This window comes from Methylocella sp. (assembly GCA_037200525.1).
Lineage (GTDB): Bacteria > Pseudomonadota > Alphaproteobacteria > Rhizobiales > Beijerinckiaceae > Methylocapsa.
This window is the reverse complement of sequence record JBBCGG010000001.1, coordinates 5,210,198-5,225,056: the sequence shown is the minus strand read 5'-3', so window position 1 is coordinate 5,225,056 and position 14,859 is coordinate 5,210,198. Positions and strand designations below refer to the sequence as shown.

The window sequence follows — 14,859 nt, the reverse complement described above, 5'->3', positions numbered from 1 at the left end:
CGGGAGCAGGCTCCTCGGGAAGCAGCACGGCCATCTCGACCCTTGATTTCCAAGATCAGCAAAAATGCCTGGCTGCAGCGAAGATAGTCGGTGCTGGCAAACTGCGTTGAGCGCTAGCGGCGCTGTTTGACCAACAATGCCGCCGAAAAGGCGCTGCGCTGTGTCGCGGTCGGGCGTCGGAATTGGACCTTCTGCGGCTCGGATCGCGGCGGTGAACGGGCTGCAGCGATCTCCTCGCTCGTCGAGACCGGCAAGCTTAACGATATTGATCCCGAAGCCTGGCTCGCCGATGTGCTGCGCCGAATCAACGATCATCCGGCGTCCAGGCTCGACGAACTCTTGCGGTGGAGTTCGCCCCGCGTTCGCGAAAAATCGAAGCCGTTCGGCGGCGGCGTTTTCCGTATATTTTCCGTACGAAAGGCCATATTGGCGCGTTTTTCATCATAAGTGAGTGATTTCAGTGGCGCTCCCCAGGGGAATCGAACCCCTGTTTTCGTGAGAGGGCGGAGAATCGAGTTCGGTATAGGTGGCTTCCTGTCCCCGCAACCAAACCAACTATATGAATACGCAGTACTTTCATGAAGCCGCCCTTAGGGGCGGCTTTGCTGTTTTCAGTCCACGTCGCCACCATCTCGCCACCAAAAAAATTGTCTGGTCGAACCTCCTGCGCCTGCCGCACCGCATTCCCCCACGCCGCGGTCCCCTTCCGGATCAAAAGTGAAGTCGGCGCGCGGGACGGAAGAAAACCGAGGGGCTGGGCATAATTGACTTTGGCGAGCTTGTCGTCGGGTGACAATATCGCTTCGCGCCGCGAAACTCGTGGCGAGTTGTTGTCGCGAATCGGAGCCGAAGATGCACGCTGAGACATTGCTGCGGAAACTTCGTTTGCAAAAGGCTCTCTCGGAAGACGAGTTCGAAGCGTATCTCAAGAAAGTGAGGCCAGACGGCACGCTGCCGCCTGGCGAAATTCCGAATTTGCTTGAGTTGATGAAGGCAAGGGCTGAGCACCTCTCATTCGAAGACATCAGGGCGGTGTCGAGCCCTTGCCGGTAGTAATCGTCCCTCAGCGGAAAAAGCGGGAAGAATTGACGAGGAACATGCAATGCGAGCAATCATTTCAAAACTTACAAAGTGACCCCCTAAACCGCCGGAGAAAAGGGTCTCAGGTTAGTCACGATCTCGCTTGATCGAGGTCTTCTAAGATCCAGTTTGTTACCTCACGCCTGGTTCGTCGCCTACGTGTTTTCCCGATCCCGACTGCGACAATTCGCGGATCTTGTCGCGCGTGTTCACGGCTTTGAACCGGCTGCCATCGATCGCCACAGTCGCCTCTGCGAAGAAGTCGAGCTGCCGACACAAAGCGCCGAACTGCCGACACGTCGCCCGAATTCCGGGGCCGTTGTCCCGGCGGAAGTCTGCGATGGCCTTGAAGTCCGGCACAAGACGCCCTGAACCGCCCGGGTTTGCCGGAGGCCATTTTGTTTGAGTCATGCCGCGATAGCGGGCCCCTCGAGTAGCGCATTGTAGCGCACTTCGGCTTCGGCCGGCGGAATGTTTCCGATCGGCTCCATGTGACGCCAGAAGGAGATCAACCAATCCTCGCATAGCTGCTTGACAAACAGAAGGGCGTCCGCGGCGTAGCAATACGTCTCGATCAAATACACGGAACGCCTCGCCAAGCGGGCGTCGAGCCCTCGGTCGGCAGCGTCGGCGACAGTTACAAGGTGCGATCGGCTGTGCTGGACGGCGAGGCTGTGATCTTGGATCCGCCGGAGTGCCGGCGACAGATGGCGAACCGGTCCTGTCTGGCCGCATGCCTGAAGATCTGCCTCGCGAGTTCGAGCCCACCGCGCAATCGAACCCGAGGCGTTGTCCGAGCGCGAAGCTCGTTCATCAGGGCCAGCGGCCATGGGAGCCGCGCACAAAGGCCGGACATATGACTGCACCCGGCCGTATTGCACAAACGCTCATGAAAACCGTTGCCAAACGGGGGCGTCCACATATGACAATGCCATTTTCAGAGAACGAATTATGCCGCTGACGTGACGCGCCAAGTAGATTGCGCAATCTTCAGTTCTTCATTGGTCGGGACGATCAGTACTTTCACACGTGACGAGGCTGAGCTGATTTCGAGTTCTCCCGCTGCATTTCGCTCTTCGTCGATCTCGAGCCCGAGCCAGGCGCAGCCGATGGAGACTTCCGACCGCGCGTCGCGGCATCGTTCTCGCCAATGCCGCCAGTGAAAACGATCGCGTCGATCCCGGCGAGTGCCGCCGCGAGTGAGCCGATCTCCCGTACGATCCGATATACGAATAGCGCGATAGCCTCTCGTGCGGTCGATTCCTTCGAGGCACGCAATGCGCGCATATCCGACGACAGGCCGGACACGCCAAGCAGGCCGGACTTTCGGTACATCAGATCCTCGAGGCCCGCGTGCGTCGAGCCCGTAGCGGTCCATCAGATAGATCAGACGCCGGGATCGAGGGAACCGCAACGAGTGCCCATCATGAGGCCGTCGACAGCCGTGAAGCCCATAGTGCTCGCGACGCTCAGCGCTTCATGAACGGCGCAAAGGCTCGCGCCGTTGCCTAGATGCGCGATGACGAGGCGGCGCCGCGCAATCTCGGGGCGCGACTTCCGCGGAGGCGCGACGTGATGTGTTCATACGAAATTCCGTGAAAAACCGTAGCGCCGGACCCCGTCCTGCGAATAGCGTCTGGGAATCGCAAAGGCTTGCGCAATCGGTGGCTGGCTGCCGTGAAAGGCTGTGTCGAAGCAGGCGACCTGCGGCAGCTCCGGACGAAGGGGCAAGGAGCGTCCTAATCGGTGCGAGATTATGCGGCTGGTGCAATGGTGCGAGCGGGATGAAACTCTCAAGCTTTTCGACGACCGCTTCGCTCACGAGCAATGGCGCAGTATAATCGGGCCCGCCGTGGACGACTCGGTGCCCGACAGCCGAAATGCTTCGTCCTTCGAGCCACTGGCTGCCAATGCGAACCAGCGCCCGCGTCGCTTGATCGTGATCGAAATTGCTATCGGAGAACGACTCTTCAGAGAGCATTTTGCCATGTGCGTCGAAAAGGCGTGCTCGCGGTTTCATTCCTAGTCCTTCGATTTGTCCACGCAGCAGGAGAGCGGGGCGCATCGAGTAGTCATACACAGCTAGTTTGATGCTGGAGGACCCGGCGTTGAGGACGGCGATACTCGACATGTCTATCTCTCTGGAAATTGCCTAGGGCGCGTCGGTCGATCAGGCAACGATGTTGGCGCCGCCGTCGACATAGACTGTGCCGCCCGTGAGCCGGTGTGCAAAGGGCGTCGCCAGGTAGGCGCAAGTCCAGCCGACATCCATGATGTCGACCAGTTCGCCGAGCGGCGCCTTGCTCGCCGCCTCGTTGAGCAGCATTTCGAAATCCTTGATACCCGAAGCGGCTCGGGTCTTCAGGGGGCCCGGCGAGATGGCGTGGACACGAATGTCGCTCGGTCCGAGTTCATAAGCGAGATAGCGGCATGCCGCCTCGAGCGCGGCCTTCACGGGCCCCATCACATTGTAGTTGGGCACGACTTTGTTCGCGCCGTTGTAACTCATCGCGAACATCGCGCCGCCATTCGTCATCAGCGGCGCAGCGAGCTTCGCCATCCGCACGAAGGAATGGCAGGAAACGTCCATCGCCTTTGCAAAGCCTGCGGCCGAGCAATTGAGAAGTCCGCCTTGCAAATCGTCCTTTGGAGCGAAGGCGATTGAATGAACGAGAACGTCGAGCCGCCCCCAGGCCCTTTCGATTGTCTCGAACAACGCCTCGAGGTCCGTCGAATTGGAGACGTCGAGCGGCGCCATGATCTGGGCTTCGAGCTCGGCCGCTAGCGGCTCCACATGCGGTCGCGCCTTCTCGTTGAGCCAGGTGATGGCGAGATCCGCGCCCGCCATGCGAAACGCCTTGGCGCAGCCATAGGCGATTGACTGGTCATTGGCGATCCCGACGACAAGGGCCTTCTGCCCCATAAGCACACGCCTGATCTGCGTTTCCATGGTCACCTCATCGAACCGCCGCTGCGAGGTCTTTGCGTCGCGCAGCGGCGACGAGGGCGGCGACCGCGCATGACGCGAGCCGGGCGACCAGCGAGTCAGCGCGGCTCGTCAGGATGATCGGAACCCTGGCCCCAAGCACGATGCCGGCGCTGTCAGCGCCGGCGAGAAAGGACAGACTCTTGGCGAGCATATTTCCCGACTCGAGGTCGGGCACGACCAGCACATTGGCGCGGCCCGCCACCGGCGACACGATCTGTTTGACGGCGGCCGCCGCCTCGCTAATTGCGTTGTCGAGTGCGAGAGGGCCGTCTAACACCGCGCCGGTAATCTGACCGCGATCCGCCATCTTGCACAGCGCCGCCGCATCGATCGTCGAGGGCACTTTGGGATTGACCGTCTCCATCGCCGAGAGAATCGCCACCCGCACCTCGGGAGCCTTCAAGGCATGAGCGAGGTCGATGGCGTTTTGGACGATATCGACCTTTTCCTCGAGCGTCGGGGCGATATTGACTGCTGCGTCAGTGATAATCAGCGGGTCGGAATGTCCGGGCACGTCCATGATAAAGCAATGGCTGATGCGCCGCGCCGTTCGAATGCCGCTGTCGCGCGCCACAACCGCGCCCATTACTTCGTCGGTGTGGAGGCTGCCCTTCATCAGAGCTTCCGCTTCACCCTTTCGGACCAGTTCTACCGCCTTCTCCGCGGAATCGTGACTATGGAGCGCATCGACGATCCGCAGGCTCGGAATTTCGATCCCATTTTTCGCTGCAACGTCGCGGATCCGCGCAGCCGGGCCGACGAGAATCGGGGACGATAAGATTCAGCCGCGCTGCCTCGACCGCTCCTTCAAGCGACGCCGCGTCGCATGGATGCGCCACCGCGGTCGTGACGGCGCCAGCTGAGGCGGCGGCTTCGATGAGACGTTGATATTTCTCTCGGCCTTCGACTCTTGAAACGGGCTTCATGTCATTCACTTGCTCTTGACCAGGATTGGTCGCGGCGACTCCTGCGTTTCTGCATTTCCGGCGCCGAACAGATTTCTCACTTCGTCGAGCCGCCGCGCAGCTTCAGGATCGAGCTTTCCTTTTGCAGCGGCGACTTCAGTGATCGCGTCGATCACTTTCTTGCATCGTCCCGGATCATCGGGCAGCATTGCTGGAATAGCCGCCATGGCGCGGGACTCATCCGCCCGCAGCAGCACAGCCTGCTGGCGCAGGATTGACTTGAGTTGCGAAAGTGACACGCGTTCATTCCTGGGAGCGTTGTTGCGTATGATCTCCAGCGCATTGAATTGGCGTTCGTCGGCGCCTCCTCCTCGCATCACGTAAAGAAGCGCGCGAAGGCCAGCCTCCAGGAAGCCGCCTCGCTCCATGCCCTCTTCGAGGTCGGCGCGCATTTCGGTGCGAGCGAGATCATGCTCCGTCGGACGGTCCGCGTCGGAGTGATCTGGCTTGAGGCCAACGGCCGCTTGAAGCAATGGCGATCCATAAGCGCCGAGGAACATTGCTTCGGTCATCATTTCGCGCATTTTGGCGAAGCTCTCGAGATTCGTGACGATCCATGACGAGGTCATCTTCTCGAAGGCGACAAGCGGATTGTCGTCGCCGACCGGATGCCGGTCGGAGCGCACCTTTGCCGCAAGCTGGGCGATCGGCGGCATGAGCGGGTTCCGATCGGAGAAGGCGCGGAATCGGACGCGGTTCGGATGCATCTCCCGCATGAATTCGGCAGAGGCGGGCGTCGTCATCGCCTTGACGATGGGACTGAGCAAGGTGCGGTAAAGCCCATGATTGATTTCCGAGACGCGCGCGACGGTTTCGAACCGGCGCTGATCGGCCGCGCCGTTGTGCCCGAGAGCGCGAATATCGTCGAGTGTACGGGACTCGAGTTTGGCCACGTATCTGCCGGTGATCAGTTCCGGATGCGCAATAGACTCATCTAGGTCCGTGAGAAGAACTTCGTAAAGACCGGGTGGCATCGCGTCGATCAGATTCATGTTGAGAGCAAATTCCTCGTGCTCCCTACTGGCCACCTTGCCGAGACAAAAATGCCTAGATGCCCGATGCTTTGGTGCAGCGAATAGATGATCGTCTGACCGTTCGCGATGATCTCGTCCACGCTGTCGTAGAGGTCGAGGATCCAATCGAGCGCCTGTTGTGGCGGCGTGATGTCATCGCCGAACGAGCAGAAGACGATGATCGGTGACCGAATTTCGCGAAGGTCTATACGTCCGCCATCGCTGTTTCGGATCTTGCCTGCGGTGAGCCGGTTGCCGACGAACAATTCCTCGACGATGAACTGTATCTCCTCGGCATTCAGGAGAACGGGAGTTCCCCACCACTTCTCGAAGTCAAGAAACCGCTCGGCTTCGGTATCGACCTTGGCATAGACGTTATAGGGCTTCTTCCATAACGTGTTTGCGGGGTTGTTCGACTCGAAATTTGCAACCAGCGCCGCGCCGTCAAAAATTCCGTTGCCGATGTCGCCGGCGAATGATGTCAGCCAGCCGCCGCCAAGCATGCCGCCCAGATAGCGCATCGGGTTTTTGCCGCGCACGCCCGCCCAATAGCACAGTGGTGCGCCCGCGAGCACTATTGGTCCGGGCAAATCCGGGGCCATCGCCGCCATCATCATGACCTGCCAGCCCGCCTGGCAATTGCCGATCAATGCGGGCTTGCCGTCTCCCTCCGCATGCCGCTCGCTTACGACGCGGACGAAATGCGCCTCCATGCGGCAAACATCTTCAATAGTCTGACCTGGCATTGGTTCCGGCAGGAATCCGACGAAATAGCAGGGATGACCTGCCCGGATCGCGACGCCGATCTCGCTGTCATGCTTCATGCCGCCGATGCCCGGCCCGTGTCCGGCGCGTGGATCAAAAACGATGAAGGGGCGCTTGTGCGCATCGATTTGGACGCTCGCCGGCGGGATGATTCGCGCCAGAACGTAATTCACCGGCCGCGGCAGCGTGCGCCCATCGATGATGATCTCAGGCTCAAAGCTAAGAACATGCGGCGCGGTCCGCTTGCTCTGCTCTTGATAGTTATTGCCGCGCTGGCGCATGACGTCGAGGAACAGAATCGAGCGCTCTAAGGCATCACGCCAGTAGTCGAAAACGAAATTGCCTGCGAGTGAAGATTGCGACATCGAAAGTCCCCATTGATAAGTGGACGTGTCGATCGGAATGATGACAGTGCGGCTACGCCATTTCTTCAAGCGATGCTGCCGGAGTTGCGCGGTTCCGGCGCGTCGCAACTGCAGTCACACAGCGAAATCAATGCAGCAAACGGGACCGTGGCGCTCTTACCATGTTTGCATTTCGATCCCCCGACAAGGAGCATGAATCTGCGAGCCAGTCGGCCGCGTAGATTCGGATAGTCACTACTGGTGCGGACCGCAAGACACCCCACACATTTCGCAGGGCAACGGCTCGTTCCTGCTCGATGCCTTGGCGAAACCAAGGGCATTCCCTACACGCTTCAGATAATTAACTTGACCATCGTCCCGTCGCACGGCCACGTCGCTGGCGTGGTTTCGACCGCCTCTGGCTGAAGCTTCAATGTGGCTTCGCCAGTCTCTATTGCACAAATCCTCGCGCGTTGCCGCCGGGGATTCTACAGGAAGCCCGGCTCATGGAGCAAGCGCGTCTTCACGAAAGTTGCGCAATAATTTCCGGGGCCACTTCGTCCGCCTGACGCGCGAGCAGCAGATGGACGTGATCGTCAGCACCTTCCACGGCCAGATCTGAGCGCGGGGCGAGGATGTCACAACTTGGCACGCTCGAAGCCGGCATCGGCACGGCCTGCCGCCGGGTTGATTTCCGCGCTTTCATGAACGAGGTCACCGACGCTAATCGAGACAAGGAGATCCATGTGATCCGCGACAATCTCTCCACTCATAAGCCGAAGCGGGACATGTGGCTGGCCCGTCACAAGAATGTGCGCTTCCACTACGCGCCAACCCACACGTCCTGGCTGAACCACGTCGAAATCTGGTTTTCGATTCTCGCCCGCTACTCAAGGCCCATATCGACGCCTTCATCAACGACTATGAAACCGCCAAGCCCTCGTCTGATCAGATCCGAAGTCCACCGGAAGCGCCTCAAACCATATTTCGTTAACCCATGATACCGAGTACTAGCCATGCGAAATTGGTCAGCGGGTTTGATCTTCTGGAGAGGCCCCAGCTTAGGCATAGAAATACGGAACCAAGGCAAGCGGGTCGAGTTGGGGGGCTTGCTCCTAAAAGGGAGACGAACGTTATGAGATCGACACAAACAGTGCTTTTGACGGGAAGTCTTGTGTCTGGGCTCGCGCTCGCGTGCTCGGCGACGGTTGTCGCCGTGCCGATGGTCGCGCCGGGCGCGCTTGCAACGCCTTCCGGCCTTGATGAGATCCGCAGATCGACGCCCGGATATTCCGCGAGGTTGGAGCCCCGATAGAACCAGCGGCTTCGTCGATCCCGTCCGACCGGATTGCCATCATACGTTGAAACGCCCTCGCATTCCGAAGCCCGGCGCAGGTCAGATCTTCCGGCTTGCGCGGTATGTTTCGCCACCGACGAGGATTGCCCAGGCGATGCGCGCCGTTGGCCAGCGCCACCGCCGTGACGTTGAAGAGACGCCGCATGAGCGCGCCGGCGATCCAGGCGCCTGGAGTTTATTTCCTGCGGGCGCGGTAAACTACCGCCCACGCGCCATGAATCAGCAGTTTCCGCAGATAACCGTCGCCCAGCTTGCTGATCTCGCCGAGGCTGCCTTCCCTCCGGTCGAGCGCCGCCTGGGGACGAGACCGAGCTAGGCGGCGAGGTGGCGACCGCTCGAGAAGTATTCCGCGCAATTCGAACCCGTCTCGGATTGGTCCGGTCCGGGCAAGGCGGCCGCCACCTCGATCGGTTGAGGACGAGGGGCGCGGCGCCGGAGGGCTTGCGGCCGGTTTCAGCGCGAGGCCGAGGTGCCTGGCAGGAAGAAGAAACTGATCGCCAGGACGAGATAGACCGTCAGCAATTGCGCGCCGCGCAACCAGTGGGAGCGCCCGTCGCCCGCGACCTGGCCGGTGATGAGCGTCGAGAGCAGGATGATCAGGACCAGCGCGCCCGGAAAGGCCAAATCCATCGGGGCCGGGCCAAAAAACTGGCTTGCGAGGACCAGAATCGGCGCGACGAAGAGCGCGACCTGGACGCTCGAACCGATGGCGATGGACAGGGAAAGGTCCATGCGGTTCCGCAGAGCGGCTTGGATGGCGGCGGCGTGTTCGGCCGCATTGCCGACGACGGCCACCAGAAAGACGCCGACGAAAGCCTTGCTGAGACCGGATTCATGCGCCGTCGGCTCGATGGCCCCCACCATAATCTCGCTCATCCAGGCCACCCCGACGGTCGCCGCCGCCAGAACCGCGAGGGCGCGTCGGACCGAAACCGGTGCGGCTTCCTCCTCCTGCCCGTGCGCGCCGGCAAACAGACCGGGATGGGTCACCAGAGCGAAAGCAAGATAGGCCGCGTAAAGCAGGATGAGAACGACGGAAATGGCGACGCTGAGGCGGCCGAGACCCTCGGACGTGGTTCCGGCGGCGATTCGGAAGGCGGCGGGAATGACCAGCGCTATCGCCGCCAGCGTCAGTAAGGTCGCCTGCGACCGCGCGCCGGCGGGATTGTAGTGCTGTTCCGGGTAGCGCAGCCCTCCGGCGAACATGGCCGCCCCGAGAACCAGCAGGATATTGCCGATGATCGAGCCGGCGAGCGAAGCCTTGACGACGTCGGAAAGCCCCGCGCGCAGGGCGGCGAGGGCGATGATCAGCTCCGCCGCATTGCCGAAGGTCGCGTTGAGCAGCCCGCCGACGCCCTCACCGAGCCGCGAGGCGACTTGCTCCGTCGCCTCGCCCATCCAGGCGGCGAGGGGCAGGATCGCCAGGCAGGACGCGATGAAAATAAGGATGTGACGATCCGGCGCGAAAAATTCGAGGCCCAGCGTGACGGGAATGAAAATCAAAAGCCAGCTCATGGCAGTCCCTCAGCTCACCCGACCCGGCGGGTCGCGGTCCCCCCAATCGACATCGCAGAAGTCGAGATAAGCGCCGACGGCTTCGTCGATGGTGGGGAAGAAATTCTTCTGGCCGATCTCGCCAACAGTTCGAAGCGCTTGAGCTTATCGTTCACCGGGTCCTTCAATTTCGCGAAGCAAAGCTCGATCCGAGACGATTGCAGCGTCGTGTTTAGATCCGCCAAGGCGTCGGCCGCCGTGACGTCGACCCTTGTGACCGGCTCGGCCGCGAGCCGCAATCACGCGGGCTGCGGCTGATGCTCGACTTTGTCCCCAACCATACCGCGCCGGGTTCAACCGGCCGAGGGATATTCCTCCGCCACCCATGCTTGAAGCAGGGTATAGGCAACCGCCAGCAGGACCGGCCCGACGAAGAGGCCGATCAGCCCGAAGGCGAGCAGGCCGCCGACGACGCCAACGAATATCAGCAGCAGCGGCAGGTCTGCTCCGCGCTTGATCAGCATCGGGCGCATGAAGTTGTCGAATGTCGCCACAATCAGGGACCACGCCAGCAAGACGGTGCCCCCGACCTTGTCGCCGCTCCAGTAGGTCCAGATCACGGCGGCGGCTAGCACGAGCCCTGGCCCCATCTGCGCTATGCAGAGGATGAACATCACGGCGGTCAGAATGACGGCGAACGGCACGCCGCAGATGGCGAGCCCCAGGCCGCCGAGGCCGGATTGCGCGATTGCCGTAAGCACCACCCCCATGGCCACACCCCGAATCGCCTGGCCGGCCAGGCGCACCGAAGCTTCGCCCTGCTCGCCCGCCAGGCGACGACCGAAGCGAATGATGCCTGCCGCCCCGCTCTCGCCCGCCGCATACATGATCGCGGCAAAGACGACCGTCAGGAGGAACTGCACGAAAGTGACCCCAAGGCCGCCGATTTGCCCCAAGAACCAGCGGGTCACGATTCCGGCATAAGGCTGGACTTTGGCGGACAGACCTTCAAACCCGGTGGCTCCTTCATGCGTCCACAGCCGCGCCGCCGGCGAACCGAAGATAGGTATCCGCTCCAGCCACGCAGGGGGAGGCGGAAGCGTGAACGAAGCGATGGATTGCAACCAATTCGCGAAGCGTTCCGCATTTTCGACGATCGCGGTGACGGCAAGCCCCAGAGGCATCACAAAAACCATCAGGAGAGCGAAGCTCATGACGATGACCGCCAATGCCCGCTTGTTCCAAAGTCGCGCCTGAACCCAGAGCAGCAAAGGCCAGGTCGACACCACGATCATCGTCGCCCAGATGGCCGCTGGAAGGAATGGCCGGAGGATCCAGAATGATGCCGCGATCATCCCGACGATCAGAAGCACGCCCAGTGTGATACGGGGCAGGTCGCGCTGAAGCTCCGTCACATCTCCCTCGCGGGCCATTCATGAGGACTATCATTTCGCAGTCAGTCACTCCAATTATAACTGCGCCATCTGTCCAGAGAAAATTTATCGCCACTTACCCGCCCCACACGGCCGGGCGGTAGTATGGTCTCGACAATAATCAAAGGGAGGAAATGCCATGTCGTATCGAACCGTCATTTCGATCGCTGCAGCTGTCATCCTTGGCATCGCGTGCGTCTCGACTGATGCCTTGGCTTATCGAGGTGGATATCGCGGAGGCGGCGTTCATCGTGGAGGCGCTTACCATGGAGGCGTCCATCGCAGAGGTGCATACCATGGAGGCGTCTATAGGGGCGGCTATGTGCGCCGTGGCGTAGGCGTGGGGGTTTACCCCAGGTGCGGATATTATCCCTACCCGGCCTGCTATTAATCAAGGAACTGTTGCTTGACGGGGGACGTCGACCGCCGGCGCCCTCGCCGGGCGTTATCTCGCCCGTGGCTTCGAGCTGGGATGCATCTCCCGGAGACTCATACCGGGGTTCGCCATTCAGATTCCGGCAATCAAAATTCGCAGTTCGTGCCGCGGTGTCTTGGATTTGGCGCGCGTCTCCATAACCCGTGCTCCACCTCAAACGCAAAGCATCGCAAAAAACCTAAACAATCCGCCCATCAACCAAAGTAGTGCTAGAACGTGGCCGCCGTCACTAAAAGCACTGGCGCTTAGAACGCTTCCCTGACCCACTTAATTGGATAATTCGGCTCCTTGTAGCCTTCTGGACGCTGACGCTCCGGCAGTTTGATTTTCTTTTGCGGAACCTCCTCATAAGGAATGCGGCCGAGCATGTCCTTGATGACGTTGAGGCGCGTGCGCCTCTTATCGTCCGAGTGAGCGACGAACCATGGCGCCCAAGGCGTGTCGGTCGCAATGAACATGTCATCGCGCGCTCTCGAATAATCATACCAGCGGCTATAGGACTTCACATCCATGTCAGACAGCTTCCAGATTTTCCTCTCATCCTCGATCCGCGCCTCGAGACGCCGCGTCTGTTCCTTTTCGCTTACCTCGAGCCAATATTTCAGGAGGATGATCCCCGACTGCACTATCGCCTTCTCGACGCCGGGCGTCAGGGGTAGGAACTGATCGATTTGCTCCTTCGGCGTAAATCCCATGACCCGCTCGACGCCCGCCCGATTGTACCAACTGCGATCGAAGATCACGACTTCCGACGCGGCCGGCAGATGGTGGATGTACCGCTGGATATACATCTGGGACTTTTCGCGTTCTGTGGGCGCCGGCAAAGCCACGACTCTAAACGTGCGAGGGCTGACGCGTTCGGTCATTGCTTTGATTACGCCGCCCTTTCCGGCGCCGTCACGGCCCTCAAACACGATGCAGATTTTTTTCCCTTCACGCTTGACCCATTCCTGAAGCTTGACCATCTCGACGCAAAGCTTCGCCAGCTCACGCTCATAGTCCTTGCGCTTCAGCTTTTCTCCGCAGCTTCCGCTGGCGTCTTGGTCACTTTCCATCATTAGCGGCTGCCTCACTCCCAGGCGAGAAACATGCCGACGTCCCCGGGAAAACCATTGGGCCATTCGACGATCAGGGCCTTCAGGCGATAACCCAAGGGATGAAGCTGCTCTTTCCACACGTCGTGCACTTGCCGCGGCGCGCCGACCAGCGTGTCGGGCCACCCTTCTTCGGAATTGTTGATCGCGCGGCCGTGATCGGTGCAAAGCTCGGACGGAAATCGGACAATCAGCATCTCGCCTTCGCCGCGCTCGGCAGCGAGCCGCACGCGATTCATGAACGCGTGGATTCTTACAGGCGTCATATCGATCGGCTGCGACAGCTTTGCGATCAGGTCTTTCTTGGCCTTCTCGGCACCCTCCAGCGCTACATAGGACTGCGAGGCCTTGGCCGACTCCACCGCCACGACATAGGCCTTGAGGTCGGCCACCGACATGAAAGCCTCATCGCCCCAACTGTGCGGCGACGGTGACGTTTCTTTCTCGCTCATGATCAATCTCCCGATAGAGAAAGACGAACGTTTAAATTCTAATCTCGCGCACGGTCGGCATCAACAGGCCCGTTTCGATATCGCTTAACACGTCTATCGTCAGCGCCGCGATAATGGGCTACCTCGGAGTTTCAGTCCGTTAGACAATCGCTTCTTCTTGCGGTCTTCCTCTTCACGAGAGCGGCACCCCTGATCATAGCTTACACCGAGTCGGGAATTATGCTGACGGATCAAACTCCGTAAGTTTCTCGGCAACGCACGCTCGAGTTTGGCGTTTGTGCTCCGACGCTCCCCGAGGCCGCTTCCGCCGGTCGGTGGTCGGATAGCCAGGCGGCGGCGCGATGCGCTAGCGCGTAATTTGCGGGGTTCGCGAGCTCGTGACCGTCAATGATCGTTTCATATTCGAAGACCAACACTGGCGGGTTGTCGGACTGGTTGCCGCGCTCGCGCAGAACATCCAAGGTGAAAATGGTGCGCTCCCCAGCGTCAAGCAGGGAGTCAATAGCGGCGCGGGTCGTATTCGCTACCGGTGAGAAGCCGGAACTGAGCGGGTTTGTTCACCATAGGAAGCACTTCTCGGTCAGCCGATCGCCTATTCTCACCCTCTCACCAGCTGTGTTGCGCATCAATCTCCTCAAATCCGTTGATGCGGGAAGCTGCGTGAGACTATATCTAAGGGGGGGGTGCGCACTCCAAGGGAGCTTGCCAATGAAGCTCTGGCTTCCCAACTTCTACCCTCAATCTGCCGGATCGGCGCGCGCCAGAGGCGGCCTGTGAAGGCCGGAGATTACGTTGCCATCGAACACCTGCGTGACGGGCGGTCGCTGCAAATTCGCGCACTCCGGCCGACTGATCGCGCGGCGCTTCTCGCTGCATTCGAGCGCACAAGCGATGAGTCGCGCTATCGCCGGTTTTTTGCGCCGAAGCGCGGCTTCAGCGAGCGCGAGATCGAATTTTACCTCGACGTCGATTTCGTGGGTCACGTAGCGCTGGCAGCGTTGCTTGAGGACGGCGAGCGGCAGGTGATCGCAGGCGGTGGGCGATACATCGTCTCGGAACCGGGCCACGCCGAAATCGCGTTTGCGGTGGACGACCCTCACCAGAATCGGGGGATCGCTACGCGCTTGATGCGCCACCTCGTATCGATCGCACGGGAAGCGGGGATCAGAGAGTTTGTCGCCGAAGTGTTGCCGGACAACGGCCCAATGCTGAAGCTGTTCGAGCGCTGCGGCCTTGCTATGACGACGCGTCGCGAAACCGGGGTTGTACACGTTACGCTCGAGCTGGCGAGCCCCGAAGGAGCGGGAGAGCTCCGGCGATGACGCCCTCGAACAGATCAAGCGCGTTCGCCCTTATCGGCTCCAGCAGCTCTCAGCTACCGCCACGTCCACCGCGCAGTCGGCGGGTCGCCATCCCGTTAGCAGCCCTACTACGGTG

Annotated in this window: 14 protein-coding genes and 7 pseudogenes; 8 read left to right on the top strand and 13 right to left on the bottom strand. The window is 60.5% G+C overall.

Annotation, left to right across the window (positions count from 1 at the left end):
• Positions 1-117: 117 nt before the first annotated feature.
• Positions 118-447: pseudogene (locus WDN46_25680) on the top strand (transposase domain-containing protein).
• Between the two features lie 405 nt (positions 448-852).
• A complete protein-coding gene (locus WDN46_25675) occupies positions 853-1,053 on the top strand; it encodes a hypothetical protein (protein MEJ0096664.1) in 201 nt (66 codons plus the stop codon).
• 225 nt (positions 1,054-1,278) lie between these two features.
• Here the strand turns inward: WDN46_25675 and WDN46_25670 are convergent.
• The 8 genes and pseudogenes from WDN46_25670 to WDN46_25635 form a co-directional block, all read right to left on the bottom strand.
• Positions 1,279-1,449, bottom strand: a pseudogene (locus WDN46_25670) (IS5/IS1182 family transposase).
• Between the two features lie 38 nt (positions 1,450-1,487).
• Entirely contained in the window at positions 1,488-1,679 is a 192-nt protein-coding gene (locus WDN46_25665; protein MEJ0096663.1) for a hypothetical protein, read from the bottom strand.
• 350 nt (positions 1,680-2,029) lie between these two features.
• Complete coding sequence (locus WDN46_25660; protein ID MEJ0096662.1) at positions 2,030-2,164, bottom strand: hypothetical protein; 135 nt, start codon at positions 2,162-2,164, stop codon at positions 2,030-2,032.
• A pseudogene (locus tag WDN46_25655) lies at positions 2,104-2,811 on the bottom strand (hypothetical protein). The gene WDN46_25660 and the pseudogene WDN46_25655 overlap by 61 nt, the downstream one beginning before the upstream one ends.
• A gap of 61 nt (positions 2,812-2,872) precedes the next feature.
• Positions 2,873-3,145 (bottom strand): annotated as a pseudogene (locus WDN46_25650) (acetate kinase).
• Between the two features lie 105 nt (positions 3,146-3,250).
• A complete protein-coding gene (gene fabI / locus WDN46_25645) occupies positions 3,251-4,030 on the bottom strand; it encodes an enoyl-ACP reductase FabI (protein ID MEJ0096661.1) in 780 nt (259 codons plus the stop codon).
• Positions 4,031-4,037: 7 nt separating this feature from the next.
• Positions 4,038-4,995 (bottom strand): annotated as a pseudogene (locus WDN46_25640) (phosphate acetyltransferase).
• Positions 4,996-5,000: 5 nt separating this feature from the next.
• A pseudogene (locus tag WDN46_25635) lies at positions 5,001-7,093 on the bottom strand (DUF3141 domain-containing protein).
• A 743-nt stretch (positions 7,094-7,836) separates the two neighbouring features.
• Between WDN46_25635 and WDN46_25630 the strand changes: the two are divergent.
• Together WDN46_25630 and WDN46_25625 are read left to right on the top strand one after the other, a co-directional pair.
• Positions 7,837-8,157 (top strand): annotated as a pseudogene (locus tag WDN46_25630) (transposase).
• A 261-nt stretch (positions 8,158-8,418) separates the two neighbouring features.
• Complete coding sequence (locus WDN46_25625; protein MEJ0096660.1) at positions 8,419-8,829, top strand: hypothetical protein; 411 nt, start codon at positions 8,419-8,421, stop codon at positions 8,827-8,829.
• A 137-nt stretch (positions 8,830-8,966) separates the two neighbouring features.
• On the opposite strand, the gene cax is transcribed toward WDN46_25625, so the two are convergent.
• Both cax and WDN46_25615 read right to left on the bottom strand, forming a co-directional pair.
• Positions 8,967-10,028 (bottom strand): calcium/proton exchanger, encoded by a 1,062-nt coding sequence (gene cax / locus WDN46_25620; GenBank protein ID MEJ0096659.1) that lies wholly within the window; start codon positions 10,026-10,028, stop codon positions 8,967-8,969.
• 14 nt (positions 10,029-10,042) lie between these two features.
• Complete coding sequence (locus WDN46_25615) at positions 10,043-10,231, bottom strand: hypothetical protein (GenBank protein MEJ0096658.1); 189 nt, start codon at positions 10,229-10,231, stop codon at positions 10,043-10,045.
• Between WDN46_25615 and WDN46_25610 the strand changes: the two genes are divergently transcribed.
• The gene (locus WDN46_25610) at positions 10,167-10,325 is read left to right on the top strand and encodes a hypothetical protein (protein MEJ0096657.1); all 159 of its coding nucleotides are present in this window, start codon (positions 10,167-10,169) and stop codon (positions 10,323-10,325) included. The two genes, WDN46_25615 and WDN46_25610, sit on opposite strands and share 65 nt — an antisense overlap.
• A gap of 35 nt (positions 10,326-10,360) precedes the next feature.
• Here the strand turns inward: WDN46_25610 and ydiK are convergent, their stop codons facing one another.
• Positions 10,361-11,440, bottom strand: coding sequence for an AI-2E family transporter YdiK (ydiK, locus tag WDN46_25605; GenBank protein ID MEJ0096656.1), 1,080 nt, complete (start codon positions 11,438-11,440; stop codon positions 10,361-10,363).
• Between the two features lie 206 nt (positions 11,441-11,646).
• Between ydiK and WDN46_25600 the strand changes: the two genes are divergently transcribed.
• Positions 11,647-11,778, top strand: coding sequence for a hypothetical protein (locus WDN46_25600; GenBank protein MEJ0096655.1), 132 nt, complete (start codon positions 11,647-11,649; stop codon positions 11,776-11,778).
• 343 nt (positions 11,779-12,121) lie between these two features.
• On the opposite strand, the gene ppk2 is transcribed toward WDN46_25600, so the two are convergent.
• A complete protein-coding gene (ppk2, locus tag WDN46_25595) occupies positions 12,122-12,934 on the bottom strand; it encodes a polyphosphate kinase 2 (protein ID MEJ0096654.1) in 813 nt (270 codons plus the stop codon).
• Between the two features lie 11 nt (positions 12,935-12,945).
• Positions 12,946-13,422, bottom strand: coding sequence for a hypothetical protein (locus tag WDN46_25590; protein MEJ0096653.1), 477 nt, complete (start codon positions 13,420-13,422; stop codon positions 12,946-12,948).
• Positions 13,423-13,799: 377 nt separating this feature from the next.
• Here WDN46_25590 and WDN46_25585 point away from each other — a divergent pair, with 377 nt between their 5' ends.
• Both WDN46_25585 and WDN46_25580 read left to right on the top strand, forming a co-directional pair.
• Complete coding sequence (locus WDN46_25585) at positions 13,800-13,955, top strand: hypothetical protein (GenBank protein MEJ0096652.1); 156 nt, start codon at positions 13,800-13,802, stop codon at positions 13,953-13,955.
• Positions 13,956-14,195: 240 nt separating this feature from the next.
• On the top strand, positions 14,196-14,744 hold the full coding sequence (locus WDN46_25580; protein ID MEJ0096651.1) for a GNAT family N-acetyltransferase: 549 nt from the start codon (positions 14,196-14,198) through the stop codon (positions 14,742-14,744).
• Positions 14,745-14,859 lie beyond the last annotated feature (115 nt).